At 73.0% G+C, this 26,057-nt stretch carries 33 protein-coding genes and 1 other RNA gene; 23 read left to right on the top strand and 11 right to left on the bottom strand.

The window, feature by feature from the left end:
- Window positions 1-155 precede the first annotated feature (155 nt).
- A complete protein-coding gene (locus tag AB7F12_RS04485; RefSeq protein WP_428499418.1) occupies window positions 156-512 on the top strand; it encodes a hypothetical protein in 357 nt (118 codons plus the stop codon).
- A 96-nt stretch (window positions 513-608) separates the two neighbouring features.
- Here the strand turns inward: AB7F12_RS04485 and AB7F12_RS04480 are convergent, their stop codons facing one another.
- Entirely contained in the window at window positions 609-1,373 is a 765-nt protein-coding gene (locus tag AB7F12_RS04480) for a DUF6962 family protein (protein ID WP_428499417.1), read from the bottom strand.
- Between the two features lie 118 nt (window positions 1,374-1,491).
- Here AB7F12_RS04480 and AB7F12_RS04475 point away from each other — a divergent pair, with 118 nt between their 5' ends.
- Together AB7F12_RS04475 and AB7F12_RS04470 are read left to right on the top strand one after the other, a co-directional pair.
- Complete coding sequence (locus tag AB7F12_RS04475; RefSeq protein ID WP_428499416.1) at window positions 1,492-1,782, top strand: ArsR/SmtB family transcription factor; 291 nt, start codon at window positions 1,492-1,494, stop codon at window positions 1,780-1,782.
- Window positions 1,779-2,168 carry a VOC family protein gene (locus tag AB7F12_RS04470; RefSeq protein WP_428499415.1) on the top strand — a complete coding sequence of 130 codons (390 nt, stop codon included), beginning with the start codon at window positions 1,779-1,781 and terminating at the stop codon, window positions 2,166-2,168. Before AB7F12_RS04475 ends, AB7F12_RS04470 begins: the two co-directional genes overlap by 4 nt.
- Window positions 2,169-2,213: 45 nt before the next feature.
- Here the strand turns inward: AB7F12_RS04470 and AB7F12_RS04465 are convergent, their stop codons facing one another.
- Entirely contained in the window at window positions 2,214-3,440 is a 1,227-nt protein-coding gene (locus AB7F12_RS04465) for an FAD-dependent oxidoreductase (protein ID WP_428499414.1), read from the bottom strand.
- A 60-nt stretch (window positions 3,441-3,500) separates the two neighbouring features.
- On the opposite strand from AB7F12_RS04465, the gene AB7F12_RS04460 reads away from it, so the two are divergent.
- From AB7F12_RS04460 to AB7F12_RS04450, 3 genes are all read left to right on the top strand, one after another.
- Window positions 3,501-3,989: a MarR family winged helix-turn-helix transcriptional regulator gene (locus tag AB7F12_RS04460; protein WP_428499413.1), complete on the top strand. Its 489-nt coding sequence runs from the start codon at window positions 3,501-3,503 to the stop codon at window positions 3,987-3,989.
- On the top strand, window positions 3,986-4,198 hold the full coding sequence (locus AB7F12_RS04455) for a DNA-binding protein (protein ID WP_428499412.1): 213 nt from the start codon (window positions 3,986-3,988) through the stop codon (window positions 4,196-4,198). Before AB7F12_RS04460 ends, AB7F12_RS04455 begins: the two co-directional genes overlap by 4 nt.
- A 65-nt stretch (window positions 4,199-4,263) precedes the next feature.
- Complete coding sequence (locus tag AB7F12_RS04450; RefSeq protein ID WP_428499411.1) at window positions 4,264-4,629, top strand: cupin domain-containing protein; 366 nt, start codon at window positions 4,264-4,266, stop codon at window positions 4,627-4,629.
- A gap of 50 nt (window positions 4,630-4,679) precedes the next feature.
- On the opposite strand, the gene AB7F12_RS04445 is transcribed toward AB7F12_RS04450, so the two are convergent.
- The gene (locus AB7F12_RS04445) at window positions 4,680-5,057 is read right to left on the bottom strand and encodes a hypothetical protein (protein WP_428499410.1); all 378 of its coding nucleotides are present in this window, start codon (window positions 5,055-5,057) and stop codon (window positions 4,680-4,682) included.
- Between the two features lie 126 nt (window positions 5,058-5,183).
- Between AB7F12_RS04445 and larA the strand changes: the two genes are divergently transcribed.
- The gene (larA, locus tag AB7F12_RS04440) at window positions 5,184-6,464 is read left to right on the top strand and encodes a nickel-dependent lactate racemase (RefSeq protein WP_428499409.1); all 1,281 of its coding nucleotides are present in this window, start codon (window positions 5,184-5,186) and stop codon (window positions 6,462-6,464) included.
- An 18-nt stretch (window positions 6,465-6,482) separates the two neighbouring features.
- Here larA and AB7F12_RS04435 read toward each other — a convergent pair whose 3' ends face one another.
- The gene (locus AB7F12_RS04435) at window positions 6,483-6,644 is read right to left on the bottom strand and encodes a hypothetical protein (RefSeq protein WP_428499408.1); all 162 of its coding nucleotides are present in this window, start codon (window positions 6,642-6,644) and stop codon (window positions 6,483-6,485) included.
- Window positions 6,645-6,741: 97 nt separating this feature from the next.
- On the opposite strand from AB7F12_RS04435, the gene AB7F12_RS04430 reads away from it, so the two are divergent.
- Both AB7F12_RS04430 and AB7F12_RS04425 read left to right on the top strand, forming a co-directional pair.
- Window positions 6,742-7,500 (top strand): AfsR/SARP family transcriptional regulator, encoded by a 759-nt coding sequence (locus AB7F12_RS04430; protein WP_428499407.1) that lies wholly within the window; start codon window positions 6,742-6,744, stop codon window positions 7,498-7,500.
- A gap of 8 nt (window positions 7,501-7,508) precedes the next feature.
- Window positions 7,509-7,745 carry an RNA-binding S4 domain-containing protein gene (locus AB7F12_RS04425; protein WP_428499406.1) on the top strand — a complete coding sequence of 79 codons (237 nt, stop codon included), beginning with the start codon at window positions 7,509-7,511 and terminating at the stop codon, window positions 7,743-7,745.
- Here the strand turns inward: AB7F12_RS04425 and AB7F12_RS04420 are convergent, their stop codons facing one another.
- The 4 genes from AB7F12_RS04420 to AB7F12_RS04405 all read right to left on the bottom strand — a co-directional run bounded on the left by AB7F12_RS04420 (window position 7,746) and on the right by AB7F12_RS04405 (window position 12,980).
- Window positions 7,746-9,776 (bottom strand): acyltransferase family protein, encoded by a 2,031-nt coding sequence (locus tag AB7F12_RS04420; protein WP_428499404.1) that lies wholly within the window; start codon window positions 9,774-9,776, stop codon window positions 7,746-7,748.
- Between the two features lie 251 nt (window positions 9,777-10,027).
- Entirely contained in the window at window positions 10,028-10,837 is an 810-nt protein-coding gene (locus AB7F12_RS04415) for a transglycosylase SLT domain-containing protein (RefSeq protein ID WP_428517869.1), read from the bottom strand.
- Between the two features lie 395 nt (window positions 10,838-11,232).
- Window positions 11,233-12,282, bottom strand: a complete 1,050-nt coding sequence (locus AB7F12_RS04410) for an S-adenosylmethionine:tRNA ribosyltransferase-isomerase (RefSeq protein ID WP_428499402.1) — start codon at window positions 12,280-12,282, stop codon at window positions 11,233-11,235.
- Window positions 12,279-12,980, bottom strand: coding sequence for an SDR family NAD(P)-dependent oxidoreductase (locus AB7F12_RS04405; RefSeq protein ID WP_428499401.1), 702 nt, complete (start codon window positions 12,978-12,980; stop codon window positions 12,279-12,281). Before AB7F12_RS04405 ends, AB7F12_RS04410 begins: the two co-directional genes overlap by 4 nt.
- 45 nt (window positions 12,981-13,025) lie before the next feature.
- On the opposite strand from AB7F12_RS04405, the gene soxR reads away from it, so the two are divergent.
- The 4 genes from soxR to AB7F12_RS04385 all read left to right on the top strand — a co-directional run bounded on the left by soxR (window position 13,026) and on the right by AB7F12_RS04385 (window position 15,401).
- Window positions 13,026-13,490 (top strand): redox-sensitive transcriptional activator SoxR, encoded by a 465-nt coding sequence (soxR, locus tag AB7F12_RS04400; RefSeq protein ID WP_428499400.1) that lies wholly within the window; start codon window positions 13,026-13,028, stop codon window positions 13,488-13,490.
- Between the two features lie 49 nt (window positions 13,491-13,539).
- Complete coding sequence (locus tag AB7F12_RS04395; RefSeq protein ID WP_428499399.1) at window positions 13,540-13,863, top strand: NIPSNAP family protein; 324 nt, start codon at window positions 13,540-13,542, stop codon at window positions 13,861-13,863.
- A gap of 76 nt (window positions 13,864-13,939) precedes the next feature.
- The gene (locus AB7F12_RS04390) at window positions 13,940-14,644 is read left to right on the top strand and encodes a hypothetical protein (protein WP_428499398.1); all 705 of its coding nucleotides are present in this window, start codon (window positions 13,940-13,942) and stop codon (window positions 14,642-14,644) included.
- A gap of 19 nt (window positions 14,645-14,663) precedes the next feature.
- Entirely contained in the window at window positions 14,664-15,401 is a 738-nt protein-coding gene (locus AB7F12_RS04385) for a tyrosine-protein phosphatase (protein ID WP_428516529.1), read from the top strand.
- A gap of 24 nt (window positions 15,402-15,425) precedes the next feature.
- Here the strand turns inward: AB7F12_RS04385 and AB7F12_RS04380 are convergent, their stop codons facing one another.
- Complete coding sequence (locus AB7F12_RS04380; protein ID WP_428499930.1) at window positions 15,426-15,818, bottom strand: hypothetical protein; 393 nt, start codon at window positions 15,816-15,818, stop codon at window positions 15,426-15,428.
- Window positions 15,815-16,069: a hypothetical protein gene (locus AB7F12_RS04375; RefSeq protein ID WP_428499929.1), complete on the bottom strand. Its 255-nt coding sequence runs from the start codon at window positions 16,067-16,069 to the stop codon at window positions 15,815-15,817. The genes AB7F12_RS04380 and AB7F12_RS04375 overlap by 4 nt, the downstream gene beginning before the upstream one ends.
- Window positions 16,070-16,175: 106 nt before the next feature.
- Between AB7F12_RS04375 and AB7F12_RS04370 the strand changes: the two genes are divergently transcribed.
- The 10 genes from AB7F12_RS04370 (at window position 16,176) to AB7F12_RS04325 (ending at window position 25,212) form a co-directional block, all read left to right on the top strand.
- Complete coding sequence (locus AB7F12_RS04370) at window positions 16,176-17,345, top strand: acyl-CoA dehydrogenase family protein (protein WP_428499928.1); 1,170 nt, start codon at window positions 16,176-16,178, stop codon at window positions 17,343-17,345.
- Between the two features lie 8 nt (window positions 17,346-17,353).
- A complete protein-coding gene (locus AB7F12_RS04365; protein ID WP_428499927.1) occupies window positions 17,354-18,367 on the top strand; it encodes an acyl-CoA dehydrogenase family protein in 1,014 nt (337 codons plus the stop codon).
- Window positions 18,368-18,436: 69 nt separating this feature from the next.
- Complete coding sequence (locus AB7F12_RS04360; RefSeq protein WP_428499926.1) at window positions 18,437-18,946, top strand: PadR family transcriptional regulator; 510 nt, start codon at window positions 18,437-18,439, stop codon at window positions 18,944-18,946.
- 24 nt (window positions 18,947-18,970) lie between these two features.
- On the top strand, window positions 18,971-20,080 hold the full coding sequence (gene prfB, locus AB7F12_RS04355) for a peptide chain release factor 2 (RefSeq protein ID WP_428499924.1): 1,110 nt from the start codon (window positions 18,971-18,973) through the stop codon (window positions 20,078-20,080).
- Window positions 20,081-20,210: 130 nt separating this feature from the next.
- The gene (ftsE, locus tag AB7F12_RS04350) at window positions 20,211-20,906 is read left to right on the top strand and encodes a cell division ATP-binding protein FtsE (protein WP_428499922.1); all 696 of its coding nucleotides are present in this window, start codon (window positions 20,211-20,213) and stop codon (window positions 20,904-20,906) included.
- 34 nt (window positions 20,907-20,940) lie between these two features.
- Window positions 20,941-21,843, top strand: a complete 903-nt coding sequence (gene ftsX / locus AB7F12_RS04345; protein WP_428499921.1) for a permease-like cell division protein FtsX — start codon at window positions 20,941-20,943, stop codon at window positions 21,841-21,843.
- 31 nt (window positions 21,844-21,874) lie between these two features.
- Complete coding sequence (gene smpB, locus AB7F12_RS04340) at window positions 21,875-22,360, top strand: SsrA-binding protein SmpB (protein WP_147102473.1); 486 nt, start codon at window positions 21,875-21,877, stop codon at window positions 22,358-22,360.
- Window positions 22,357-23,262 (top strand): amidohydrolase family protein, encoded by a 906-nt coding sequence (locus tag AB7F12_RS04335; protein ID WP_428499919.1) that lies wholly within the window; start codon window positions 22,357-22,359, stop codon window positions 23,260-23,262. Before smpB ends, AB7F12_RS04335 begins: the two co-directional genes overlap by 4 nt.
- Before the next feature lie 106 nt (window positions 23,263-23,368).
- Window positions 23,369-23,740, top strand: a transfer-messenger RNA (tmRNA) gene (gene ssrA / locus AB7F12_RS04330).
- A gap of 107 nt (window positions 23,741-23,847) precedes the next feature.
- Entirely contained in the window at window positions 23,848-25,212 is a 1,365-nt protein-coding gene (locus AB7F12_RS04325; RefSeq protein ID WP_428499918.1) for an MFS transporter, read from the top strand.
- A gap of 36 nt (window positions 25,213-25,248) precedes the next feature.
- On the opposite strand, the gene AB7F12_RS04320 is transcribed toward AB7F12_RS04325, so the two are convergent.
- Window positions 25,249-25,971, bottom strand: a complete 723-nt coding sequence (locus AB7F12_RS04320; RefSeq protein WP_428499917.1) for a VIT1/CCC1 transporter family protein — start codon at window positions 25,969-25,971, stop codon at window positions 25,249-25,251.
- Between the last annotated feature and the right edge of the window lie 86 nt (window positions 25,972-26,057).

Below are 26,057 nucleotides of genomic sequence, written 5' to 3'. Positions count from 1 at the left end.
GGCGGGACACCGTGATCCGGCGGTGGCGCGCGGCGGCGAGCAGTGCTCGCACGGTCGCGGCGATCCACCGGGCCGAGGCGGCGACGCCATCGGTCGAGCCGGACGGCTACCTCTGCCCGATCCGGGCAATCCGACGTGGAGGAGTGGGCAGCAACATGGAGTTCCTGAGGCTTCTGCTGGTCTTCGTGCACTTCATCGGACTGGCGGTGCTGATCGGATCCTTCCTGGCTCAGCTCCGGCAGCCGGCGGTGGAGGGTCGCCGCAGCCCGGGAACGGGCATGCTGCACGGAGCCCTGGTCCAGCTGGTGACCGGTATCGCATTGGTCGGCATCCGCGAGGGGGTGCTGGACCTGCCCGTCGACAACATCAAGATCACCGTCAAGCTGCTCATCCTGCTCGTGATCCTGGGGCTGGTCCTGTTCGGCCGGCGCAAGCCCCTCAACCAGGTCCTGTTCTCGGCGATCGGTGTGCTGGCCGTCGTCAACGTGGGCCTCGCCGTCTTCTGGGTGTGACCCTGCCGGGGGCGCGGGCACTGCCCGTTCCCCCGACCGTCGCGGCCGGTGCGCGGCGCCGCCCGCCGGCGCGTGATGGCCCGGCCCGCGCCGGTGTCACCGGCCGGGCGTCGATCGACCGTGGGGTCCGTCGGCCTGCCGGGAGCGGCGGCGCGACCCGGGCGACGCGACCGGCCCGGCCGGCTCGCGGCCCTCGACGGCGGCGGGCGGGGTCCCGTCGGTCGCGCGCGCCGGTCCGGGTGCGACGTCCGCGGCAGTCCCGGGCAGCGGTTCGCTGCTCGCGACGGCCCGGAACAGCAGCACGATCCCGACGATCTGCCCGAGATGGTAGGCGGAGTCGGGGTCGAGCCACAGCAGGGCCGCCGCGCCCGGCACCAGCCGGAACATCGCGGCCGCGATGCTCGCCCCGATGGCCACCAGCATCGCGGGGGCCGTCGGATGCCGGCGCCGCCACGCCCACACCCACAGGCCGATGACGCAGGCCATCGTGATGCTCTCGCACAGCATGATCGCCGTGATGCTGGGATTGCCCGTCGCGGCGATGATCACGTAGGCCGCGACGCCCAGCAGGCGCAGCGGCCAGAACCAGACGGCGCGGCTCGGGCCGAGGACCTGCACCACGGTCGCCGCCAGCATGAACGACATGACGACGACGACCGTCGTGCTCATGACGGCCCAGGTGATCCCGCCGATCCGGGGGAGCTCGACGAGGAAGCCGTGGTAGACCGCGCCGGCCAGCGCGGTGGCCGCCGCCCAGGCGAACGTGGCACGCCAGTACCGCGCCCCGTCGACGTCCCGGGGCAGCCGGGGGACGAGGTAGAGCGTGACCAGCCCCAGTGCGAGGTCGGTCAGCGATGCCATCGGCTGGACGAGCACACCGCACGATAAGGCCGGTGGTGCCCGGTGCGGCAGGGTCGAGCGGTCCGCATCCCCGGGTGGCGCATTGACATGCAAGCCATCGCTTGCGTATAAATCCTGTGTGACCGCCGACCTGTTCAAGGCGCTCGGCGACGCGACGCGCAGGACGATCCTGGACGAGCTGGTCGAGCGGGACGGCCAGACGCTGTTCGAGCTCTGTGGCCGGCTGGTCATGAAGCACGGGCTCACCTCGTCACGCCAGGCGATCTCCCAGCACCTCGCCGTCCTCGAGGCGGCCGGTCTGGTGCACACCAGGCGCCAGGGTCGCTACAAGTTCCACCACGTCGACACAGGACCGTTGCGGTCGATCGTCGAGCGGTGGCCCATCGACACGGAGGAAGCCGACTCGTGATCCGGATCAATGTCGCCAGTGTGTGGGTCGACGACCAGGCGAAGGCCCTGGACTTCTACACCGGGAAACTCGGCTTCGTGAAGAAGACCGACGTCCCGGCGGGCGAGGCCCGGTGGTTGACCGTCGTGTCGCCCGCGGCCCCCGACGGGGTGGAACTGCTGCTGGAGCCGGACGGGCACCCGGCGTCGAAGCAGCTCAAGGAGGCCCTGATGGCCGACGGCATCCCCTTCACCCAGTTCGCCGTGGACGACGTGTACGCCGAGCACGAACGGCTCACCGCCCTGGGGGTGGTGTTCACCCAGGCGCCGACCGACTTCGGCCCCGTCGTCACCGCGGTCCTCGACGACACCTGCGGCAACCTCATCCAGCTCGCGACGATGAAATGACCGGGCGGCCGGGTCGGAGTCGCGTCGCGCGTCGGTCCGGCCCGATCACGGTCTGGGCGTGGCTCGGACGGGGGTCTCCCAGTCGATGTGGTGGCCGAACAGCCACTCGCTCGGGCTCGCACCGGTCCTCGCGGCGCGGGAGGCGACCATCGGCATGATCACCCGGTCGCGGATGACCCGGGCGATCGGGCCGGCGGTCTTGCCCGTGCCGTTGCGCCTGCCCTGCTCGACGACCTTCTCGACACGCGCGCGGCGCAGGGACTCGTAGCCGGCGAACGCGGCCGGCACCGACGTGCTGTCGCGCAGGCAGCGGGCCAGGGTGACGGCGTCCTCGATCGCCATGGACGCGCCCTGGCCGGAGGCGGGGGAGGCGGCGTGCGCGGCGTCGCCGACGATGATCATGTCGTCGCGGTGCCAGGTGCGCACGGTGGGGAAGTCGTAGGTGTTCCAGCCTGCGAAGATGTGGGCGCTGCCGTCGACGAGCGTGGCGGCGGGCAGCTCGTCGCCGGCGAAGAGGGCGTGCAGCCGGCGGCGCCAGTCGTCCTCGCTGATCGCGGCGAGCTCGGCGCGGCCGAGCTTCTGGCGGGCGGCGGGGTTGGCGAACCACCAGATGCTGCTGTCGGGGGCGAGCGTGTAGCCGAGGAAGCAGTTGCGCCCGAAGCAGAACTCGATGACGCCGGGGTCGGCGCGGAAGCGCGGGGGCAGGGTGGCACCCGTGGCGTAGCCGCCGGTGTTGAGCAGGCCGGTGTAGCGGGCGGCGGGTGCCGCGGGGTCGATGATCGTTCGGACGGCCGAGCGCAGACCGTCGGCGCCGACGAGCAGGTCGGCCTCGACGTGGTCGCCGTCGGCGAAGCGCGCGATCACTCCGCCGCCGGGCCTTGGTGTGGCGTCGACCAGGCGTTTCCCGAATCGGACGGGGATCGCGCGGGCGGTCGCGGCGGCGCGCAGGACGCGGTGGAGGTCGCAGCGGCGGACGGTGTGGACCTTCAGCCCGTCGGGCCGCTCGGGGGCCATGGGGAACTCGGCGAGGACGCGGCCGGTGTGGTTGGACAGCCGCATCGTGCGCGTGGGGTGGCCGTGGGCGGTGACCTCGGCGCCGAGGCCGAGGGTGGCGAGGGCGTCGATGCCGTTGGAGGCCAGCGTGAGCCAGCCGCCGACGCCCTCGGAGTCGCGGTCGTGGGCCTCGTGGACGGTCGCGTCGATGCCGGCCTTGGCGAGGGCGATCGCGGTGGTGGTGCCGGCGATGCCGCCGCCGACGACGAGTGCGTGCACGGTGACCTCCGGAAACTATTTCGTTCGAACGAACGAAATAGTTGCGGATACACTGCCGCGGTGTCAAGCGAGCACGAACGGGCCGTCGACGAGGTCCTGGCGGCCGGGCGCCTGCTCTCGACGGCCGCCGTCATGTTCCACACGGCCATCGCCGAGCACTCCGGGCTGACCGCGACCGAGAGCAAGGCCCTCGAGGTGATCCAGCGCCTCGGGCCCATCACCCCGGGCGAGCTGGCCGCCGAGTCGGGACTGGCCCCCGCGTCGGTCACCGGGCTGCTCGACCGGCTCACCCGCAAGGGCGTCGCCCGCCGTACACCGCACCCCCGTGACGGCAGGCGGTTCCTCGTCGAGATCGAACCGGACCTGGTGCGGCGCAACGAGATTCTCTTCGCCCGCTTCGTGGCGGGCCTGCGCGAGCTGTGCGCGCGCCACACCACGGCCGAGCTCGCCGTCGTCAGCCGCTTCATGACCGCGGCCGCCGCGGTCCAGCAGGAGGCAACCGTGGAACTGGTGGGGGACAGCCCCCTCCCCGGCAGGAGGAACGCATGACCGACGAGTCGACCGACGTGGCCGGACCCGACCTGCCCCGCGGCATCGGCAGCCCCGCGACGAGGGCGCTGACGGCGGCCGGATACACGCGGCTCGGACAGCTCGACGGCGTCCCGGCAGCCGAACTGCTGGCGCTGCACGGCGTGGGACCCAGAGCGGTCCGGGTCCTGCAGGAGGCGCTGGCCGAGCAGGGAAGGACGCTGGGCTGACGGACCGCAGTGCGATGCTGTGACCCGGCCGCGGCGACCCACGCCGCGCCTGCGAGGAGGACCGCGTGAGCGACTACAACCCGGCGATGCAGAAGGCACACCTGGCCGACATCGACAGCGACGTCCACGGCCTGATCTCCAAGCGCACCGCCGAGCTCGACGGCGTCGCCGTCACCGAGGTGACCTTCGACGTCGGCGCCAAGTGGTCCAACGACCTGAAGGACTACGCAGGCACCGACCTCTGTGAGCTCCCGCACGTCGCGCTCGTCCTCAGGGGCACGCTCGCCGTCCGGATGACCGACGGGGCGGAGGAACGCTTCTCCGCGGGCGACGTCATGCTGCTCCCGCCCGGGCACGACGCCTGGACCGAGGGCGACGAGGCGTGCACGTTCGTCGAGTTCTCGCGGGGCAACGACTACTACGGCTCCTGACCCACCGCGGCGCCGGTCCCCGCCGCAGCAGCGGCACCGCGGCGGGGGCCTCAGCCGGCCGCGGCCTGCGAGGCGTGGCCACCACGGCGGCCGGGAACCGGGTTCTCGCCGTCGCGGGGCGCGGGCGCCGACCGGCCCAGCTCCGTGGCCAGCACACCGGCGAGCCGGCTCAGCTCACCACGGACGTCGTCCTGCAGCGACGTCAGGCGCATGAGCTCCTGCGTCGCCTTCTCCTCGCGACGCTGCGCCGCCTGCTCGGCGCGCGTGCGGGCCTCCGCCGCCGCCTCCTCCGACTCCTGGCGCAGCCGCTCGGCCGCGCGGGTCGCGGTGGCGTGCAGCTCGAGCCGCAGCTTGCGCTGACCCTCCGCGACCTCGGGGCTGCCCTGTTCCCGGAAGATGTGGAGACTTCGCGCCGTAACGTCAACCACTCGGAGCCCGGCGACCACCAGGTCCGTTCGGCGGAATCGGTAGGGCGAACGGCGGCGGCACCGGCGCCGTGTCGGTGAACGGAGCAGCCTGTTGTCGACGGGCGGTTGCCAGGAAGGGGAACAGCGGTGGCTGATCGACGGGTCCGGCTCGCGTACGGCAGCAACGGGCTGGAGGTGGACCTGCCGGCGGACCGCACGACGGTCGTCGAGCCCCGCCACCTGAGCGTGCCGACCCCGCCACGACGGCTGGTCCGCGACGCCCTGCGCAACCCGGTCGCGGGACCGCCGCTGCGCGAGGTCGTGCAGCCGGGGCAGCGCGTCGCCATCTCGATCTGCGACGGCACCCGTCCACAGCCGCGCGAGCTGATGCTCGGGGAGGTGTTCGCGGAGCTCGACGGGATCGTGCGCCCCGACGACGTCACGATCATGGTCGCCACCGGCACCCACCGCGGCAACACCCGCGACGAGCTGCTCGCCATGCTGGGCGCGGACATCCTCGGGACCTACCGGGTGGTCAACCACGACGCCCGCGACGACTCCACGCTCGTCTGGCGCGGCCGTCACGGCAACGACGTGCCCGTCCGGCTCGCCCGCGACTGGGTCGAGGCCGACGTCCGGATCACCACCGGCTTCGTCGAGCCGCACTTCTTCGCCGGGTTCAGCGGCGGCCCCAAGCTCGTCGCCCCCGGGCTCGCGGCGCTGGAGACCGTCCTGACGCTGCACGACGCCCGCCGCATCGGCGACCCCAGGGCCACCTGGGGGATCTGCGAGGGCAACCCCGTCCACGACGACGTCCGTGCCATCGCCGCGGCCACCGGCGTCGACTTCGCCTGCGACGTCATCCTCGATCGCGACCAGCGCGTGGTCGCGGCGTTCGGGGGTGAGGTCCTCGCGATGCACGCCGTCGCGCGGGAGGAGGCGCGGCGTGTCGCGATGGTGCCCGTCGACGGGCTGTTCGACGTCGTCGTCACCACCAACGCCGGGCACCCGCTCGACCAGAACCTCTACCAGGCGGTCAAGGGGATGTCGGCGGCCGCGACGATCGTGCGGCCGGGTGGGCGGATCGTCTGCGCCGCGGAGTGCCGCGACGGGTTCCCCGACCACGGCTCGTTCCGGGAGGTGCTCGCCTCGGCCGACTCGCCACGGGCGCTGCTCGACTCGATCGCGGCCCGCGAGCAGACGGTGCCCGACCAGTGGCAGGTCCAGGTGCTCGCCCGGGTTCTCGACCGGGCCCAGGTCGCGGTCCACACCGACTTCCTGGACGCCGACGACCTGCGCTCGGCCCACCTGCTCCCGTGCGTCGACGTCCGTGCCGGCGTCGACGAGGCCCTGGCCGCCGCGGGACCCGAGGCCCGCGTCTGTGTGCTCCCGGAAGGCCCGCTGACCCTGCCCTACGTCGCAGCCTGACCGGCCCCGCACACGGGCTCAGCCCGGGACGACCTCGATCCAGCCCCGCACGACCTCGGGGGTGACCGCGCCCTCGAGGTCCGGGTGGTCGGCGCGGACGTGGTCGAGCACGGCCGTCACCACCGGTCCCTCCTCGGAGTCACGGGTCTGGAATCCGCACTCGCAGGTCACCTGGTTCACGACTGCTCCATTCGTCGGAGTCCGGTCCGCCGGGCCGGCGTCCCGTTCGGTCCCGAGTATTGACACCGACCTTGCCGTATCCCTGCAATTGGGCATCGTGGTCCGGATCCAGCTGCACGGGCGCTTCGCGCTCTCGGTCGACGGCAGGCCCGTCGAGCAGGCGCTGCCGGGTAGGCGCGGGCGGTTGCTGATCGCACTGCTGGCCGACTCCCGGCACAGCCCCGTCGACCGGTCCACCGTCGTCGAACGGCTGTGGGAACCGGTTGCGCCGGGGAGCGGGGCGGCGGCGACGTTCGCGGCGTTGCTGTCGAAGGTCCGGGCACTCGTGGCACCTGTGGAGATCCGGGGCCGGTCCGGGCTGCAGCTGGTGCTGCCGGAGAACTCGATCGTCGACGGTGCGGTCGCCGGTGCGGCGCTGCACGCCGCCGAGGCCGCGACGGCCCAGCAGGACTGGCGGCGCGCCTGGACACAGGCGTTGAGCGCGCTGTTCGTGCTGCAGCGGACGTTCCTCGCCGAGTTCGACGAGCCGTGGGTGCAGCGGCGCCGGGCCGAGCTGGGCCACGACCGTCGACGTGCCCTGAGCTGCTACGCAGAGGCATGCCTGCAGCTCGGGCCCACCGAGCTCGCGAGCGCCGAGCGCAGCGCCCGCGCGCTCGTCGACGACGACCCGCTGGCCGAGACGGGCTACCGGCTGCTGATGCGGGCGCTGGACCGGCGCGGTGACCGTGGTGCGGCGCTGGAGGTCTACGCCCGGCTGACCCGGGCGCTGCGCGAGGACCTCGGCGCCGTTCCGGGACCGGCGAGCCGTGCCCTGCACGCGGAGCTGTTGGAGGTGCCGCCGGCGTACCGGGGATGATGGGGCCCATGTCCGTCAGGTCGCCGATCCGTGCCGTGCCCATCCGCGAGGAGCCGATCCGGCTCGGTCAGTTCCTCAAGCTCGCGGGGCTCGCCGAGGACGGGGTGCACGCCCGCGAGCTGGTCGAGGCCGGTGAGGTGCAGGTCAACGGCCGTCCGGAGACCCGGCGGGGTGCACAGCTGCGGGCGGGCGACGTCGTCGCCGTCGGCGCGGAGCGGGCCCGGCCGGTCCTCGACGAGATGTAGCTACCAGCCCATCGCGGACATGATCCGCTGTTCGACGACCGGCGCCATCGACGCGGTGAACGTCGCGCTCAGGTGGTTGTCGTCCATGTAGACCCACACGTTGCCGATCTCGGCGGGGCACTGCCCGTCCGGGGCGCACATGAGGTCGCTGAAGTCGAGGAACCGCACGCTCGACGGGACGCCCGGGGCGCCGACCCACGACGGGACCTCGGGGTACCAGGCGTTGCGCTCGGCGCCGCACTGCGGGGCGCCGCGGCCGTTCTCCTGGACGCAGTCGGGCGGGCGGAAGTCGAACCGCGGGTTGTCGCGCACGGCGAGGACGGCGATGCCGGCGTCGGAGAGCCGGGTCCACGCCTCGACGAAGCCGGCCGGGGTGGACTCGGTGAGCCCGGAGCGGACCTCACGGCTGGCCATGGTGAACACGGCGTCGGGGTGGAGGTCGATCACGGCGGGTACCAGCGCGGTGTTCCAGGCGATGCACTCGGCCGAGTCCGGCTCGGTCTCCGAGGCCGTCGAGAACGGGCAGGCGCCCTTGAGGAACGCCGTGACCTCCCACCGGTTGCGTTCCGCGATCGGCTGCAGCGCACCGAGATACTGCTGGGAGTGCGAGTCGCCGACGACGACGACGCGCCGCTCGGGGGTGCCGTCGACGGCCAGCGTGCACGACTCGAGCGGCGGCCGGGCCGGATCGGCCCTGCACGTCCACGGGCCGGACGCCCGGCCCCAGTCCTCACCGAGGGAGACCATGGGCGGCAAGGGGTCGACGGCCACGTCGGTGGCGCTGACCGAGGTGTAGCCAGGGACGAGGGCCATCGCGCCGGGGTGGGTCGAGTCGCCGATCTGGGCGCCGTGGTCGGCCCGCACCAGGGAGACGGCCTGCCAACCGGCCGTCGCGAGCAGGACGACGGCCACCGAGAGGGCACCGAGCCGGTACTGGGCGCGCCGGCTCTTGTGCCGCAGGCGCATCGGTTCCTCGACGAGGTGGTAGGTGATCACTGCCAGCAGCACCGACAGGACGATGACCGACGAGCCGCCCTCGAGGTCGGCCGACGGCTCCCCGGTGAGGACGAGGTAGAACAGCAGGACCGGCCAGTGCCACAGGTAGAGCGAGTAGCTGATGTCGCCGAGGTAGCGCATCGGTGCCGACGACAGCAGCCGGTCGGCGCCGCGCCTGCTCCCGGTGGCGCCGGCGAGCAGGACGAGCGCCGCCGCGCACGTCGGCCACAGCGCGGCGAAGCCGGGGAAGACGCTTCCGACCTGCAGCACCGCCCCGCACGCGACGAGGCCGATCACGCCGAGCCAGCCGAGGAGCACACGGAACCGGGCGGGCAGGTCGACCTTGTCGATCCACAGCGCGAGCAGGCCGCCGAGTGCGAACTCCCACACCCGGGTGAGCGAGTGGAAGTAGGCGAGCGGCTGGTCGGTCGCCGTGAGCACCACCGAGTAGGCGAGCGAGGCGACGAACAGGGCGGCGATGACGCGGGTGAGCGTGCGGTCGAGGTGTGCCCGCCCGGCGACGAGCACGACCCCCGCGAAGAGCAGCGGCCACACCACGTAGAACTGCACCTGGATCGACAGCGACCAGAAGTGCTGCACGACGCTGGCGGTGTTGTGCTGTGCCGAGTAGTCGACGGAGTCGGCCGCGAGGCGCCAGTTCTCCAGGAAGAACGCCGAGGCCACGACCTCGCGGACCGTCTGCACCCAGCGGGCCTCCGGCAGGATCGCGAGCCCGGCGACGACCGTCGCGACCAGGACGACCGCCGCCGCGGGCACCAGCCGGGCGATCTGGCGTCCCCAGTTCCTCGACAGCGGCACGGCGCCGCGTTGCGCGGACCGGTACAGCTGCCCGGTGATCAGGAAGCCGGAGACGAGGAAGAAGACGTCGACACCACCGGAGATCCGGCCGAACCACACGTGGTAGACGACGACGAGCGCGACGGCGAGCGCCCGCAGGCCCTGCAGTTCCGGCCGGTAGCGCCGCTCGCTCCCGACAGTCGTCGTGCTGACGGGTGGGGCGGGCATGGCGGTCATCGCCGCCGATTCTCTCATCAGGTCCGGTGACCCCGCGTGCCGGAGGTGTCAGGCGCAGGTCGCGGGTGCGCGTCGGACCCGTCGGCGCTGTGCGGGACCGAACGGAGGGGCCGGGCGCCCGGCGACGGATCCCGCAGCGGGGCCGGGCGGGAGGACGGCCGGATGCCGCGGCGCCGACACGAACGAACGGCACAGTCGCGCAACCCGGTTGCGCCACTGTGCCGTTCGTCCGGAACGAGACCGGGTGGAGCTCAGTAGCCGATGTACTGGCCGAGGTGGTTGCTGCGACCGCCGTTGGCGAGGGTTCCGATGCCGTAGGTGGCGACCATGTAGCGGACGCCCGCTGTGATGTTCGCGACCGGGTCGGTGATCGACCGGCCCGCCAGGCTCGGGTGCACGAACTTGCGGAACGTCGACGGGATCGTCTGCATGAGGCCCTCGGAGGGCGTCCCACGGGCCGCGTTGACGTCCCAGTTGTTGATGGCGCGGGGGTTGCCGCCCGACTCCGCCATGATGATCTTCTTGACGCTCGGCGCGTACGACTGCGGCATGTCCATGATCCGCAGCGCCTCGGCGATCCAGCCGTCGAGCCCGCCCTTGGCGACGATCTCGTCGATCCGCGCGTTCTCCGCGGCCTCGCGGGCGGCCTGCGCGTGCATCTCGGCGAGCTGGTCGGCGAGCTTGCCGCCCTTGTCGAGTGCGGCGATGTCGGGGTCGGCCGGGGTGTCGAGGTCGGTGTCGCCGGTGTTGATGACGAACGCGACCGGGGACAGCGTGCCGAGTGTCGAGGAGGACGCGCGGACCGGGGCGGTGTCGACCGGTAGCGCCGTGGAGTTCGCGGCCAGCGACGTGGGGATCTCGGTGGCGTCGGCGGTGGGCTGCAGCGAGCCCGTCGTCGTGGGCATGACGAGGGCGAACGCGCCCGTGCTGATGACGCCGACGGCCGCGCCGAGGGCGGCGGTCGTGTGCGCAGCAGTGCGCCTGGCCGACTCGGTGACGAGTGGCCTGCGGGCAGCCTGGTGCCGTGTGGAGGTCCGGTTCGGGGCCGGAACCACGGGCACCTGCCTGCCGCCTGGGGAGCGGTGGCTGGGCAAGTCATGTCCTTCCGCGATCAGCCGACCAGCGGGGCGGACGTCCGGTTCGGGGGCCCGGGGAGCCGGTGGGGAGTCCGGCTCGGTGTCCGCTCGTGATCGGATCGTGACTGCGCGACGGACACTACGGAAGGTGACCAGGCGGAGACAAGGCGCTGAGCTGCCTGTCGGCGCTCGTCACCCGCCGCTCGCCCGGACCGCGGAGCGACGGCCGGTCGCCCATGATCCGCGACGAACGGTCACCGAGCGCGTTCGGCGGTCGTTTCCGCTGCAACCGTCGGGTCCATGTCGATCACCGACGGCGCCGTTCGGCGCCGACAGTCCGCAATGGCCGGACGGCCGCCGGTGATCGTCGAGGTCCCGGCTCACGCGAGCAGCAGACAGCTGTCGCCGAACTCGTGCCACAGATACCCCTCCGCGAGCGCAGCCGCGTAGGCGGCGGCGACGGTCTCGGGGCCCGCGACGGCCTCGAGCAGCAGCAGATGGGAGGCCTGCGGCTCGTGCCAGCCCGTCACCAGCCCGTCGACGGTCCGCGCCGGCCGGTCCGGGCCGAGCACGAGCCCGGTCCAGCCGCTGCCCGCGCGGACGGACCCGTCGTCCGCGGCCACCGTCTCCAACGCGCGGGTCACCGTCGTGCCGACGGCGACGACCCGCCGCCCCGCGGCCCGGGCGGTGTTGACGGCATCGGCGGTCCGGGCCGGGACCCGGTACCGCTCGGGCAGCGGCGTCTCGCCCGCCTCCACCGAGGAGACGCCGGTGTGCAGGACCACCTCGGCCACGCCCACGCCGCGGGCGGCGAGCCGGGCCAGCACGTCGCGGGTGAGCGGGCGTGCGGCCGACGGCATCTCGGCGCTCGGGAACTCCCGGCCCGGCCTCGCCACGACGGTGCGGAAGTCGTCGATCCCCGGGGTGTCGCGCAGGTAGGAGTAGGTGATCGGCCGCCCGACGCGCTCCAGCCAGCGGGTCAGCGCCGTCGCGCCGGTGTCGAGCACGGCCCGCCACAACCTGCTCCGGACGGCCGCCGGATCGGGATGGGCGGCGACCAGCACGGCATGCGCACCACCGGGCAACGTGACGACCTCGCCGGACCGGCCGTCGTGCACCCGCTCCCGCGCCGGTGTGCGCAGCTCGACGACCCAGCGGTCGGGCACGCCGGGGACCGGGCCGCTGACGTGGACGGTGACCGGTCGGCCGTCGGAACGGGTGCCGTCGACGGCTGCGGGCGCCGTCGACGAGGTGTTCACGACGAGCAGGTCGCCCGGTGCGAGTGCCGAGGGCAGGTCGCGGAAGCGGCGGTGCCGGACGGGCCTGCCGGGGCGGGCGACGAGCAGCCGCACGCCGTCGCGGGGCGTCCCGCGCGCCTCGGGTGGCTCGGCGGCCGAGAGCCGGTCGGGCAGGACGAAGGAGAGGCTCATCGTGAGCTCTCCAGGAGGTCGGCGGCCCGGTGGCGTCCCGACGGCGGCCGCCGGTCGAGCAGGGTCAGCAGGGCGGGGACGACCGTCGCGGGCTCGGGGCGGTCGGAGATGTCCTCGCCGGGGAAGGCCCGCTGGTGCATGGCGGTGCGCATGTCACCGGGGTCGAAGGCGTACACGCGCACCGCGGGTTCCTCGACGCCGAGGACCGCGGCGAGCTGGTCGAGCGCGGCCTTGGTTGCCCCGTAGCCGCCCCAGCCCTCGTAGGCCTCGACGGCGGCGTCGGAGCTGAGCGTGACGATCGCGGCGCCGGGGGAGGTGCGCAGGAACGGCAGCAGCAGCCGGGTCAGCGCCAGCGGCGCGGCGACGTTGGTGTCCCAGAGCGCGTCGAACGCGTGCGGGGCGAGGTCGGCGAGGCGGGGCAGCGGGCTCGGCCCGAGCGCCCCCGCGTTGTGGACGAGCAGCTCCAGCCCGCCCGCCCGGCGGACCGCGGAGTGGAGGGCGCCGCGGTGTGCGGCGTCGGTGAGGTCCCCGGCGACGGTGACGACACGGCCCGGGCCGGGCAGGTCGGCGGTGGCGGCGGCGAGTGCGGCGGCGTCGCGGCCGTCGACGATGACGGTGGTGCCGCGGGCGACGAGGCCCGCGGTGAGGGCGAGGCCGAAGCCGCGGGCGGCTCCGGTGACGAGCGCGGTGGATGTCACGCGACTAGGGTGAGAGCTGAAGTCAGCTCGAGGTCAAGGAGTGTCATGGACAGCCACGACCTGCTCACGATCGGCGAGGTCGTCGACCGCAGCGGGTTCCCGCACTCCGCGCTGCGCTACTACGAGCGCGAGGGCCTGGTCTCGGCCACGCGCACGTCGGGCGGGCAGCGGCGCTACGAGCGCGGGGTGCTGCGCCGGCTGGCGTTCATCCGCGCCGCCCGCGCCATCGGCATCGGCCTCGACGAGGTGCGCGACGCCCTCGGCCGGTTGCCCGCGGGCCGCACCCCGACCAAGGCCGACTGGACACGGCTGTCCCGGTCCTGGCGCGGCCGCCTCGACGAGCAGATCGAGGCGCTCGTCGCCCTGCGCGACGGGCTCGACTCCTGCATCGGCTGCGGCTGCCTGTCGCTGGCCCGGTGCCGGCTGTGGAACCCGGGGGACCGCATCGGCGCCCAGGGCGACGGCGCCCGGCTGCTGCCGCCCGCGCTGCGCCGACCTCCCGTCGGCTGAGCCGCGCGACCTACGATCGTGGGCGACGCCGCCGTCCCGAGGAGTGTTGATGATCTACGAGATCCGCGAGTACACGACCGTCCCGGGCCGGATGCCCGCACTCGTGAAGCGGTTCAACGAGGTCACCAAGGCACAGTTCGCCAAGCACGACATGGACTGCGTGTTCCTGTCGCTGACCGCGGTCGGTGACAACACCAACAACGAGCTCGTCTACGTCATGAGGTTCGACTCCCTGGCCGACATGGACGCCAAGTGGTCGGCGTTCATGGCCGACCCCGACTGGATCGAGGCGCGCGCCGCCAGCGAGGCCGACGGGCCGATCGTCGCGAAGCTGCACCGGCGCATCCTGAACCCGGCACCGTTCACCGGCTGAGGGCGTACCCGTACGGCCATGCACCGGGGTGCTGCCACCCCTGACCCGGCGGCCCGCACGGCGAACACTCGTCGGCATGAAGAAGCTCGCCGCGCTGGCAACGGCGGCCGTCGCGCTGGTCGCGGTCGCGGGCTGCGGACAGTCCACCCCCGGGACGGCCGAACCCGTCGCCCGCACCGTCGTCGCGGCGCCCGTCGTGCCGCCGCCCGCCGCGGCCGCCGGTGAGGCGCCGCCCGCCTCCACCGGGACCCCCGACGTCCGCGACATCGAGACCGCGGCCGACGGGCTGCGCCCCTTCCTGCTCACCGAGGCCGAGCTCGGGCCCGGGTTCGTCTCCATCGCCGAACCGAAGCCCGATCCGGCGGCCCCCGCGGTGTGCGGCGGTCCCGGCGTCGTCGCCCGGTTCCCCGACGCCGTCCGGGTGGGCGTCGCGTTCGAGAGCGCGTCCGCCCGGGTCCAGGAGGCCGTCTCGGTCTACCCGGACAAGGCCACCGCGCAGGCCGCGTACGACCACTCCGTCGCCGGGCTCGACTGCGGGCAGGGCAGCGTCAGCGGCAGACCCGTCGTCGTCACCCCCGGTGAGGACCTCCGCGTCGACGTCGGCGGGGCACAGGCCACCGGCTGGCGCGTCGGCGGGGAGGGCTTCGACATCCTGCTGATCACCGTTCACAGCGACGAGGTCGTCATGACCTTCACCTGGCTGACCCCCGAGGGCGGTGCGCCGGGACCTCCCGACCCGCTCGTCGTGACGCGGGGCGCAGTCCAGAAGCTGGCCGGCTGAACCCGGTTACCGTGCAGGGGTGACCGTCGTCGATCGCTGGCTGCAGCTCGAAGGACTCGACAACGTCCGCGACATCGGCGGACTGCCGGTCGTGGGCGGCGGGACCACCCGTCCCGGCGTGCTGCTGCGCAGCGCGTCCTTGCACTACGTCACCCCCGCCGACGTGCGCCACCTCGTCGAGACGTTCGGCCTCTCGCTCGTGCTGGACCTGCGCACCGCCCGGGAGATCGACCGCGACGGGCCGACGTCCGTCGCCGCGGCGGGCGTGGAGACCGTCGCCCTGTCCTTCATCCCCGAGGAGGGCCGGGCGCTGCCCGAGACGGGCGCGGACACCGACCCGCTGACCCGCAACTACCTCGGCTACCTCGCCGACCGGCCCGCCAACGTCGTCGAGGCCGTCCGCAGGCTCGCCGCCCCGCAGGCCGGACCGGCGCTCGTGCACTGTGCGGCGGGCAAGGACCGCACCGGTGTCCTCGTCGCGCTGGTGCTGGACACGGTCGGGGTGGAGCGTGCCGCCGTCGTCGACGACTACGCGCTCTCGGCGACCAGGGTCGAGGAGATGTTCCGGCGCTGGACCACGGCCGAGGGCGGCGAGATGCCCGCCGACCTGACCCCGCACCTGCCCCGCGCCGAGGCCATGGCCCAGGTGCTGGCCACCCTCGACCGCGAGCACGGCGGCGCCGCGGGCTGGTTGCGCGCCAACGGTCTCGACGACTCCTCGATGGCCCGGCTGCGGGAGCGCTTCACCGTCGGGTGAGGCGCCTCCGCGCGCAGCCGCCCGCTACGGGAGTTCCTCGATGGCGACGGTCCCGTCCATCTTGCGCAGCGCGCCCGGGTCCCCGGTGACGGCGGGCCAGCCGCGGCGCCGCGAGGCGGCGACGACCTGACCGGTGACGAGGTCGTCCTGCCCGGACGCGGCCATCAGCAGGCCCGACTCCTGGGCCATCGCAGGGCTCAGCTCGTCGATGACCGTGTTGGGCAGACCGAGCAGGACCTGAAGGGCGGCATGGTGTTCCGGGCCGACGAGTGACCAGGCCCGGCCGAGCGCGGCGCTCGGGACGGCCAGCACGATGTTCTCCTCGACCGCGGCCCACACCAGCGCGCGGACGTACACCGGGCGCCCGATCGCGAACGCGGCCAGCGCCGAGGCGTCGAGAATCCGTCCGCCGATCACCGCGGTCGGCCGAGGGGGGCGGGCGGCGGGACGAGGCGCAGCGACCGGCGGGCCGCGTCGAGCTCGTCCGGCGGGGGCGGCCCGCCGTAGAGGTCGGCCAGCACCGCGAGGGAGCGGTCGCGCGTCTGTCGCGCCGTCACCGCCTCCGCGACGTAGGCCGACAGGCTCGACGAGTGACCGGCGCGGACCGCCTCGCGCGCCACGGCCACCAGCTCGGCCGGAAGGGTCACCGTCACCCGCTCGCTGCGCATACTCCGACGCTACGGGGCGCATACCGGCGGCGCCCACGGCGCGCGGCAAGTTACCGACGAGTATGGAAGGCTGCGTGACGACCGGACCGGCGCGCGAGGAGGCCGCATGGACCTGACCTACACCGAGGCCGAGGAGGAGTTCCGTCGGGAGCTCCGCACCTGGCTCGGCGCGAACATCCCCGACGAGTGGACCCGCCCCGGCTTCTGGGAGTCCCTCGGCGACGACGAGAGCTTCCGCGTGCGCCGCGACTGGGAGCGCGACAAGGCACTCGCCGGGTTCGCCGGCATCGAGTGGCCGGCGGAGTTCGGCGGGCGCGGCGGCACACCCGGCATGAAGGCGATCTACGACGAGGAGACGGTCCGCGCCCACGCCCCACGCACCGTCAACCCGCTGGGCCTGGCGTTCCTCGCGCCGACGGTCATGGCGATCGGCACCGACGCCCAGAAGAAGGAGATCGTCGGGCCGCTGCTGCGCAACGAGGTCATCTGGTGCCAGGGCTTCTCCGAGCCCGGCGCCGGGTCCGACCTCGCCGCGCTGGCCACCAAGGGTGTGCGCGACGGCGACGACTTCGTCGTCAACGGCCAGAAGGTGTGGACCACCAACGCCGTCCACGGCGACAAGATCTTCACCCTCGTCCGCACCGAGCCGGGGTCGCAGCGCCACCGCGGCATCTCGATGCTGCTCATCGACATGCACCAGGACGGCGTCGACGCGCGCCCGCTCAAGCAGATGAGCGGCGCCAGCGAGTTCGGCGAGGTGTTCTTCGACGACGCCCGCGTCGCCGCCACCGACGTCCTCGGCGAGATCGGCGACGGGTGGCGCACCGCGATGCTGCTGCTCTCGTTCGAGCGCGGCGCGTCGGGGATCGGGCAGTACACCGAGTTCCGACGGCAGTACGACGAGATCGTCGAGGTCGCCCGCAGGCTGGGCCGCGACACCGACCCGGTGATCCGCGGCCGGCTCGCCGGGGTGCTCACCGAGCTCGAATGCCTGCGGCTGCACGCGATGCACGTGCTCACCCAGGTCGAACAGGGCCGTGATCTCGGGTTCGAGGCGTCGATGACCAAGCTGCAGTGGTCGGAGACGTTCCAGGACCTCTGGGAGGTCTACGACGACGTCCTCGGCGAGGACGCCACCCTCGACTCGCTGGGCGAGCTCGACCTGCGCCCGCTGCACGCGCAGGCGATGTGGTCCCGGTCGGTCACGATCTGGGGCGGGTCCTCGCAGGTCCAGCGCACGATCACCGCCGAGCGCGTGCTCGGCCTGCCGCGGTAGGAGGCCCGATGTTCTTCGCACTCACCGACGACCAGCGCGAGTTCGGCACCGCGGTCACGGCGTACCTGGCCGAGCGCTTCGACCTCGACGCCGTGCGCGGCGTCGTCGAGGACACGGGTGGCGACGGCCACCCCGACACGTTGTGGAAGGCCGCCGCCGAGCAGGGCTGGCTCGCCGTCACCGTCCCCGAGGAGCACGACGGGCTCGGGCTCGGCCTGGTCGAGGCGCAGGTCATCGCCCGGTCGCTGGGCGCGGGCGCGGCGCCCGGGCCGTGGCGGGGCACCGTCCTCGCCGCCGACGCCGTCCGGCTCGCCGGCTCGGCCGAGCAGCGGGCGACGTGGCTGCCGCGACTGGCGTCGGGCGAGGCCGTGGGTGCCTTCTCGCTGCGCGCCGACCGCAGCGCGGTCGAGTACGCGGCGGTCGCCGACGTGGTCGTCCTGCGTGACGGCGAGGGGCTCGTCCTCGTCGGCCGCGGCGGGTTCACCGCCGAGCCCGTCGGCTCCTACGACGGCACGACGCGCCTCGCGACCGTCACCGTGGACGGTGCGGGGGACGCGCTCCCGGGCGCCGACGCCGCCACGATCGCGGCCCTGACCGCCCGCGCGACCGTCCTCGTCGCGTCCGATCTGGCCGGTGTCGCCCGCGAGGCGATCACCCGGACCGTCGCCTACGACCGCGAACGTGAGCAGTTCGGGGTGCCCGTCGGGTCCTTCCAGGCGATCAAGCACGCGCTGGCCGACCTCCACGTCGGCGTCACGATGGCCGAGCACGCCGTCCTGTACGCCGCGCACGTCGTCGAGACCGGAGCCGACGGGGCCGACCTCGCCGTCGCCGTCGCGAAGGCGAAGGCGTCCGACGCCGCGGTGGCCGCGACCGCGGCGATGATCCAGTACCACGGTGGCATCGGCTACACCTGGGAACACGAGGCGCACCTGTTCTACAAGCGGGCCAAGCGCCTCGCCGGGCAGTACGGCGACGCGGACGCCCACCGTGCGCGGATCGCCACGCTGACGATGGGCTGACCGGGCCGACCGGGCGGGGTCCGTCCGCTGTGGATGCGGACCTCGCCCGGGCGTGTCACTGTAAGAGCCATGCCAGCGTCCACTGCCGTGAATGCGACCGCTGCCGCGCTGCTCGGACTGCTGCACAGCGGGCCGATGACCGGCGGTCAGCTCGTCGCTGCGGCGGCCGACCGCTTCGGGGCCTTCTTCTCCGTGACGCGCAGCCAGGTGTACCGGGAGCTGCCCGCCCTCACCGAGGCCGGCCTGCTCAAGCTGGGCAAGCAGGGGCCGCGGGCGTCGCAGCAGTACGTGATCACGCAGCCGGGGCGGCGGGCGTTCAAGTCCTGGCTGATGGCGGGCGGTGGGGCCGACTCGTTGCGCAGCCCGCTGGTGCTGCGGCTGCTGCACTCGCGTTCACTCACCGTCCGTCAGCGCGCCGAGCTCGTGCGCACCGCCCGCGTCGCCTACGCGGTGCGTCTCGACGGCGCCCGCTCGGCCGCCCGCACCGAGTCGGACCCGTACGAGAAGGCCGTGGCCGACTTCGCCGTCGCCCACACCCGCGCGATGGTCAAGCTCCTGGACGCCATCCCGACCGACTAGCGGCGGTGCGTAGGCTGGTCTGTCGTGAACCCCGATGTTGCAGCCGACCTCAAGGACATGTCCGGCACCCTCGACAACATCGAGGCGGTCGTCGACCTGCCCGCGCTGCGCGTCGAGATCGCCGACCTCGAGGAGCAGGCGGGCCAACCCGACCTGTGGAACGACACCGAGGTCGCGCAGAAGGTGACCAGCCGGCTCGCGCACGCGGGCGGTGACCTGCGCCGCGTCGAGGACCTGCGCCGCCGCCTCGAGGACCTGCCGGTGCTCTACGAGCTGGCCGAGGACGAGAACGACGAGTCCGCGATCGCCGACGCCGACAGCGAGCGGGCGTCGCTGCGCTCCGACATCGAGTCCCTCGAGGTCCGCACCCTGCTGTCGGGGGAGTACGACGAGCGCGAGGCGCTGGTGACGATCCGTTCCGAGGCGGGCGGCGTCGACGCGGCCGACTTCGCGGAGATGCTCATGCGCATGTACCTGCGCTGGGCGGAGCGCCACGGCTACGGCGTCGACGTCTACGACACCTCGTACGCGGAGGAGGCGGGCATCAAGTCAGCGACCTTCCAGGTCCACGCCCCCTACGCCTACGGGACGCTGTCGGTCGAGCAGGGCACGCACCGGCTGGTGCGCATCTCCCCGTTCGACAACCAGGGCCGCCGCCAGACCTCGTTCGCGGGCGTCGAGGTCACCCCGGTCGTCGAGTCGACCGACCACATCGACATCGACGAGAAGGAGCTGCGTGTCGACGTGTACCGCTCGTCGGGGCCGGGTGGCCAGGGCGTCAACACGACCGACTCCGCCGTCCGGCTGACCCACATCCCCACCGGGATCGTCGTGTCCTGCCAGAACGAGCGCAGCCAGATCCAGAACAAGGCCACCGCGATGGTCGTCCTGCAGGCCAAGCTGCTGGAGCGCAAGCGCCAGGAGGAGCGGGCCCTCATGGACTCGTTGAAGGACACGGGCTCGTCGTGGGGCAACCAGATGCGCTCCTACGTCCTGCACCCGTACCAGATGGTCAAGGACCTGCGGACCGACTACGAGGTCGGCAACCCGGGAGCGGTGCTCGACGGCGACCTCGACGGCTTCATCGAGGCCGGGATCCGCTGGCGCCGCCAGCAGCAGTCCGAGGACAACTGAGCCATGTGAGTGGCTCCGGCCAATCACTCTCAGTGATGAATCCGGTGCGATCCGCGAGCGGTCGGCGCGCCGCGCCGAGGGGACGGGTCGGAGCCCGGCTGCGGGGGTCGCGACCGGTACCGTCCCAGCCGTGATCCGCCTGGAACGCGTCACCAAGATGTACAAGACGTCGACGCGCCCCGCGCTCGACCGGGTCTCGGTGTCGGTCGAGAAGGGCGAGTTCGTCTTCCTCATCGGGCCGTCGGGATCGGGCAAGTCCACGTTCCTGCGGCTGCTGCTGCGCGAGGACCTGCCGACGCGCGGGAAGATCACCGTCGCCGATCTCGACGTCGCGAAGCTGCCGCGTCGGCGGGTGCCGCGGCTGCGGCAGCGGATCGGGTGCGTCTTCCAGGACTTCCGGCTGCTGCCCAACAAGACCGTCGGCGGCAACGTCGCGTTCGCCCTCGAGGTGATCGGCAAGCCGCAGGCCACCATCGGCCGGGTCGTCCCCGAGGTGCTGGAGCTGGTCGGGCTGGAGGGCAAGGCCGACCGGATGCCGCACGAGCTCTCCGGCGGCGAGCAGCAGCGCGTCGCGATCGCGCGGGCGTTCGTGAACCGGCCGCTGCTCCTGCTGGCCGACGAGCCGACGGGCAACCTCGACCCCGACACCAGCCAGGACATCATGCTGCTGCTGGAGCGGATCAACCGCACGGGCACGACCGTGGTGATGGCCACGCACGACCACTCGATCGTCGACTCGATGCGCCGCCGGGTCGTGGAGCTCGACCTCGGCCAGGTCGTCCGCGACGAGTCGCGTGGCGTCTACGGGGTGGGCCGCGCGCAGTGAGTGTCGCCGACGTACTTCTTCCCGCGGAGGCGGAATGAGAACCGACTTCGTCCGCCGGGAGGTCGCCACCGGCCTACGCCGCAACGTCACCATGACGATCGCCATGGTGCTGACGACGGCGATCTCGCTCGCCCTCGTCGGCACCGGGCTGCTCGCGGTGCGCACGATCGACTCCACGGAGGCGATCTACGCCGACCGGCTGGAGGTGCAGGTCGCACTCACCCAGGACGTGTCGTCGGCCGACACCGACTGCAGCCAGCCCATCTGCCAGGGCATCAGGACGACGCTGCAGAACTCGCCGCTCGTCGAGTCGGTCAGCTACGAAAGCCAGCAGGCGGCCTACGAACGCTTCCAGGAGCTGTTCGCCGGCCAGTCGATCGCCGACGTCGCGCGTCCGCAGTCGTTGCCCGCCACGCTGCGGGTCAAGCTCGCCGACCAGGACAACGGCGCGGAGGCGGTCCGGCAGGCGATGGACGGCCAGGTCGGGGTGCGCACGGTCATCGACCAGCGCGACGTCGTCGGCAAGCTGTTCGACTTCCTCGGCGGCGTGCGGAACGTGACGTTCGCGCTGGCCCTGGTCCAGGCCGTCGCGGCACTGCTGCTGATCTCCAACACGGTGCAGGTGTCGGCGTACACGCGCCGCGTCGAGGTGGGTGTGATGCGCCTGGTCGGCGCGACGCGCTGGTACACGCAGCTGCCGTTCCTCATCGAGGCCGTACTCACCGGCGTCGCGGGTGCGGTGCTCGCGGGCGTCGGGCTCGTCGTCGCGAAGTTCGTGTTCATCGACGACCTGCTGGCCGGGATCGCGCAGAACGGCGTCATCCCGCCGGTCACGGTCTTCGACGTACTGGAGACGTCGATCTGGCTGGTGCCGATCGGCGCGGCGATCGCGGGCGTCACCGGCTACGTGACGCTGCGGCTGTACGTGAAGGTCTGAAACCCCTTTCCCGTCCGCGTAGGCTGGTCGGGTGAAGGAGAAAGGCCGCAAGGTGATCGCGCAGAACCGCAGGGCGCGACACGACTACGCCATCCTCGACACCTACGAGGCCGGCGTCGCGCTGATGGGCACCGAGGTGAAGAGCCTGCGGTTGGGTCGTGCCTCGCTCGCCGACGCCTTCGCCACGATCGACGACGGCGAGGTGTGGCTGCGCGGGCTGCACATTCCCGAGTACACCCACGGCAGCTGGACCAACCACGAGCCGCGGCGGACGCGCAAGCTGCTGCTGCACCGCCGGGAGATCGAGAGCCTCATCGGCAAGACCCGCGAGGGCGGCCTGACGCTCGTGCCGCTGGCCCTGTACTTCAACGAGGGCAAGGTCAAGTGCGAGGTGGCGCTGGCCAAGGGCAAGAAGTCCTACGACAAGCGCCAGGACCTCGCCAAGCGCGACGCCGACCGTGAGGTGCAGCGGGCGTTCGGTCGCGCGGCGAAGGGGCGCGCCCGGGAGTTGCGGTGACGGTTCCGCCGCCGCCGGTCGACGACGCGGACGTCGCGCGGTTCGTGGGTGAGTTGGGCCTGCCGGGGATCGTCGACACGCACACGCACTTCATGCCCGACCGGGTCATGGCCAAGGTCTGGGCGCACTTCGCGAAGGGCGAGGAGTACTACGGGCGGCCCTGGCCGATCCACTACCAGGTCCCCGAGGACGAGCGGCTGTCGATCCTGCGCGACCTGGGTGTGCTGCGGTTCGCGCCGCTGGTGTACCCGCACAAGCCCGACATGGCGGAGTGGCTCACGCAGTGGGCGCTCGACTTCGCGGCGGCCACGCCGGGCGCGGTGCCGACGGCGACGATGTTCCCGGAGCCGGGGGTCGTCGACTACCTGGGCAAGGCGGTCGACGCCGGCGCGCGGCTGGTGAAGGTGCACGTGCAGGTCGGCGGCTACGACCCGCGCGACGCGTTGCTGGCGCCGGCGTGGGGGCTGCTCGCGGAGGCGGGTGTCCCGGCCATGGTGCACTGCGGGCACGGCCCGGTGTCGGGAGCCCACACGGGTCTCGACGTGTTCGGGGAGGTCCTGGCCGCGCACCCGCGGCTGCGGGTCGTGCTGGCCCACGCGGGGATGCCCGACTTCGTCGACGCGCTGGCGCTGGTCGACCGGTATCCGGGTGTCATGATCGACACGACCGTCGTGGGGACGGGGTTCGCCGAGGAGATCGCGCCGCTGCCGCCGGACTGGCCTGCGCGGCTGGCCGGGGTGGCCGACCGCGTGGTGCTGGGGACGGACTTCCCGAACATCCCCTACGGCTACCACGAGCAGGTCGCCGTGATCGCCGGCTGGGCGGCGGCCGACGACCGGCTGGGCGTGGGGTTCCTGAGGTCGGTGCTGCACGACGCGCCTGCGCGGGTGCTCGGGGTCTGACGGCGGTCCACGGCACGACGCGCCGTCGGGCCGTCCGGGTATTCGGGATGAACCGGCGGCGCTGCCGCGTTAGGATGACGTGTCCGCCCACAACGGGTGGACGCCAGGGGGTGAACGGTTTCGACTTCGGATGTAGATCGAGGTGAAGCGTGCCGAGGAAGGCGACGATGATCTCGTTAACCACCCGTCGCAAAAAATCAAGCGCCGACAAGAGTCAGCGCGCGTACGCCCTCGCCGCCTGAGCGAGGAGCGTCGCTGTCGGACCGGGGGCTCCCTCGCCCCGGACCCCGGCATCATTCAGAGGGATCACCGTGCGGGCCGGTCGCGGGCTCGCACGGGACATCTCACAGCGACTGGGATCGTCACTCCGGCTTGTTCGCGTGACCGGAGGGTCCGAGTAGAGGCATAGCGGACTGCGCACGGAGAAGCCCTCGTGAAGCAACGGAGGACCCGGGTTCGATTCCCGGCACCTCCACACCCCTGATGCACCGGGGCCGCACCGCTCGATCGAGCGGGGCGGCCCCGGTGCTGGTTTCCGGCACTCCGCGGCGCCGACGCCCCGCCTCGATTAGCCTTGCTCACGAAATGGACGAGAGGGATCAGGTGGGAATGCGGGGCAGGTCCGGCAGCACGGGCACGACGACGGTACGGCTACCCCGGGAGATCTGGGTCCTGGTCGGTGCCTCGTTCGTCATCGCGGTCGGGTTCGGTCTCGTCGCGCCCGCCCTGCCGACGTTCGCCCGCAGCTTCGACGTCGGCGTGACCGCGGTGTCGCTCGTCATCAGCCTGTTCGCGGTGTTCCGGCTCGGGTTCGCCCCGGTCAGCGGGCGGCTGGTCAGCCGGTTCGGCGAACTGCGCGTCTACGTCGTCGGCCTCGGCATCTCCGCCGCGTCGAGCGCGCTCTGCGCGTTCGCGGCGAACTACTGGCAGCTGCTGTTCTTCCGGGCGTTCGGCGGCATCGGTTCGACGATGTTCACCGTCTCCGCGATCTCGCTGCTCGTCCGGCTCGCCCCGCCCGAGGCGCGCGGCCGGGCGTCGGGCAGCTGGGCGACGGGCTTCCTGCTGGGGAACGTCGCCGGCCCCCTGCTGGGCGGCCTGCTCATCGGGTTCGGCCTGCGGGTGCCGTTCCTCGCCTACGCCGTGGCCGTGCTCGTCGCGCTGGTCCTCACCGCCGTCATGCTGCGCGGACGTACCGGCCCGCCCGTCTCGGCCGACCCGTCCGCCGCGCCGGCCGCGACGTTCCGCTCCGCGTTCGGCCATCCCACCTACCGGGCCGCGCTGGCCGCCAGCTTCGCCAACGGCTGGGCCGTCTTCGGCGTGCGGGTCGCGATGGTGCCCCTGTTCGTGGTCGAGGTGCTGCGCTACGGCGATGCCTGGTCGGGGTACGCCCTGGGCGTCTTCGCCGCCGGCAACGCCGTGACACTGATGGTGTCCGGCCGCTGGGCGGATCGCGCCGGGCGCAAGCCCCCGGTGATGACGGGTCTGGCGATCTCCGCCGTGGGCACCGCGGTTCTCGGGCTCATCGAGTCCATGCCGGTCTTCCTGGTCCTGTCGCTGGTCTGCGGTATCGGCAGCGGGCTCGTCAATCCCGCGATGACGGCGGCGGTCGCCGACGTCATCGGGGCCAAGGCCCGCGGCGGCACCGTCCTGGCCGGCTTCCAGATGGCGGGCGACCTGGGCGCGATCATCGGCCCGCTCGCCGCCGGTGCCGTCGCCGAGCAGGCCGGGTTCGGCTGGGCGTTCGGGGTGACCGGCGCGATCTCGGCGCTGGCGCTGCTGTTCTGGCTCCGGGCCCCGGAGACCCTCCCGGCGGGGGGTGCCGTCGCCGCCGACGACTCCATCCCCGACTGCGTGGCCGCCGAGGCCGGTCCGACCGCCCTCACGACCTCGCCCGGGATGGCGCCGGTCGTCGCGCCCGCGGCGGTCCGTGAGCCCCGCGAGGAGAAGTAGCGGGCCGGCTCACCCCATGTCCGGGTGCGCGGCGGGTCAGGCCGTCGCCACCCCGATCAGGGTGCCGACGAGGTAGGTCGCGCCCGCCGCGATCGCCCCGAACATCAGCTGCCGCAGCCCGGCACCCCACCACGAACGTGCCGTGAAGCGCGAGGTCAGCGCCCCGGCGACGAACAACCCCACGGCGCCCACCGCCAGGCCCAGCCACAGCGACGACGACCCGAACAGGAACGACAGCAGCGGGATGATCCCGCCGACCGCGAAGCACAGGAACGACGACCCCGCGGCCACCCACGGCGACGGCGACTCGTCGGGGTCGACGCCGATCTCCTGGGTGACGTGCAGCTTCAGCTCGAGCTCGGGGTTGGCGTGCAGCTCCATCGCCACCGCTTCGGCCGTCGCGTCCGACAGGCCCATCTCCCGGTAGCGGTCGATGAGCTCGGCCCGCTCCGCCTCCGGGTGCCGGCGCAGCTCGTCGCGCTCGGCGGCCACCTCGGCCTGCACCGCATCGTTCTGCGCGCTGACCGACGCGAACTCGCCCAGGGCCATCGAGAAGGCGCCCGCCACCAGGCCCGCCATGCCGGTCAGGATGATGCCCTCGCGGTCGACCCCGCCGCCGCCGACACCTGCCACCAGCGCGATGTTGGTGACGAGCCCGTCCATCGCGCCGAACACGGCGGCGCGCAGCCAGCCACCGGACACGTCGGCGTGGTGATGGCCGGACGCGTGTGCGGCGGCCTCCTCGGCAGGCACGGACATGTCGCCAGGGTACCCGACTGATCGTCCATGTTGGACTCAAGTGAGCCTGCCCTCCGGTCGGGGGAGGCACACCTGCCCGACGCGCG

It is taken from the genome of Pseudonocardia sp. (genome assembly GCF_050250275.1).
In the GTDB taxonomy this organism is placed as follows: domain Bacteria; phylum Actinomycetota; class Actinomycetes; order Mycobacteriales; family Pseudonocardiaceae; genus Pseudonocardia.
This window is presented reverse-complemented; position numbering and strand designations above follow the sequence as displayed.